The organism is Facilibium subflavum, from assembly GCF_003574485.1.
Lineage (GTDB): Bacteria > Pseudomonadota > Gammaproteobacteria > Francisellales > Francisellaceae > Facilibium > Facilibium subflavum.
In genome coordinates this window covers 1-1,724 of sequence record NZ_QLIT01000200.1, presented here as the reverse complement: position 1 = coordinate 1,724, position 1,724 = coordinate 1, and the positions used below count along the sequence as shown (strand labels likewise).

1 protein-coding gene is annotated in these 1,724 nt (G+C 34.6%); it reads right to left on the bottom strand.

Translation table 11 applies throughout. The features are described from left to right. Positions 1-1,691, bottom strand: a 1,691-nt coding sequence (locus DNK84_RS11005) for a hypothetical protein (protein WP_162902400.1), incomplete at its 3' end; no start/stop codon positions are given. Positions 1,692-1,724: the final 33 nt, after the last annotated feature.

The window sequence follows — 1,724 nt, the reverse complement described above, 5'->3', positions numbered from 1 at the left end:
CTTAACTTAGTGCCATTAGCACATAGGTCTGAATCAGCCAGAATAACAAAATCCTGGTTACTTTCCATAAAGTTATACAGTGTTTCAATTTCTTCACAGGATTTGTTAAAACGATCAATTAATGAAAATTCCCGATAAGATTGATCAAAAAATTTCACTTTGTCGAATGAGCGAATACTAAAATATCCTAGGGTTTCTTCAATATAAGCATTTAAACGCACAAGATCGCGTTGGTTATCATGCTTAAAGACATCACTTTCAACATGTAAGTTAAAAGCCACAAAAAACTTTAGAACCTGATGATTTAGTCTAAGGTTGTCAATAGTTTGATCCAGGTGTGTCCTTTTAAAGTCGTTATTGATAGCAATCTGGAAATCTTCGATAAGCTTATCCAAAAATTGATCATACCGGGTATTATCTTTTGCATCATAATGCTCTCCAAATATATTAATGACAGCATCCATATAATATTCACAAACCTTGGTCATCATTTTTAAAAAGACATAGAATTTATTGCTGCTGTCGCGTGGTACAATTTCTCTACCGCTCTTTGCGTCATGGATAATACCTAAAATCTCACAATCGCTTTGATAGGTTGGTTGAAAGCCTGTTAGTTCATGCCTTGACTCTGGTAGGCTTATTGCTTTGCAATCAACGCTTTGATCTTCTTGCTTAACTGACGTATCTTGTATTATTCTAGGGATATTCTGGAAACGTGTGACGATTACCTCATCATTACGAGCAAAGGTCTTGGTAAGATAATGTGCCATAAGGTCAATAAAGCTTCTATTGGCTTGAAAGGGTTTTAGTTGACTCATTTCATATTGGCTAAAGCAGGTAATATCAATATAGACAAGCTTTTGATGTAATGTTTGGATAGCATTTTTAACTTGTTGCAGGTTAGACTTGCATTCAGAGCGGCCGATAGCTTTTGTAATGGTTTTTGTTTGCAGCATTCGATCAAGTACAACCAGTACGTATTTTAGCTGTTCTAAATTAAGTGGCTCACCTGTTTTAAAGCTTGCCAGAATTCTTTGGCACTGCTCTTGTGCAAATTGATTTGCACGCATTTTGCTCTCGTTGCTGCTATGATACCGCTCAAGCATTTGCACACATGCTTGAAGCTCAACCAGATTTTGTTGCAGGTTCAATATTGTTATATTGCTATTTTTTTTGCTTTGTACCAATACACTTCTTTGCATTGTTAGAATATTGTTTAGATAAAATCCACGAAATTTAGGTATTGTTTCCAAGGTTTGTGTCAAAAAAGCATCACAATAATTTTTGATAAGAAATATCATCGCAATTGAAAGTAATGCATTATTACCACCTAATTCATAAAATTGTTCAATTTCTTCAACCGTTTGGGTGTATTCTTCTTGTGAGCAGGTGATTTCAAATTTTGGCGTACCATTGATTTGATAACTTAACGTATAAAAATCTCGATCACATGCACTTATCATAAATCCTGATCGACGATCTGTAAATGCGCGTAAAAAGCCTTCTAACTGGCTACTAATGGATAGTTTTTCCTCTTGGGTTTTGCCATGGAAAAACCGATAAAAATCACGACTACTAAGTAAGTCACTTTGAAAAAGGTGGCTTTCAATAATTGCAAACTTCTTAAAGCCGATATAAAAATTATCATTTTCAGGTGAAATTGAAAAAATGGCCATATATTTTAACAACATGTTTTGTGTTGCCTTACTGTACACGAAGAAAAA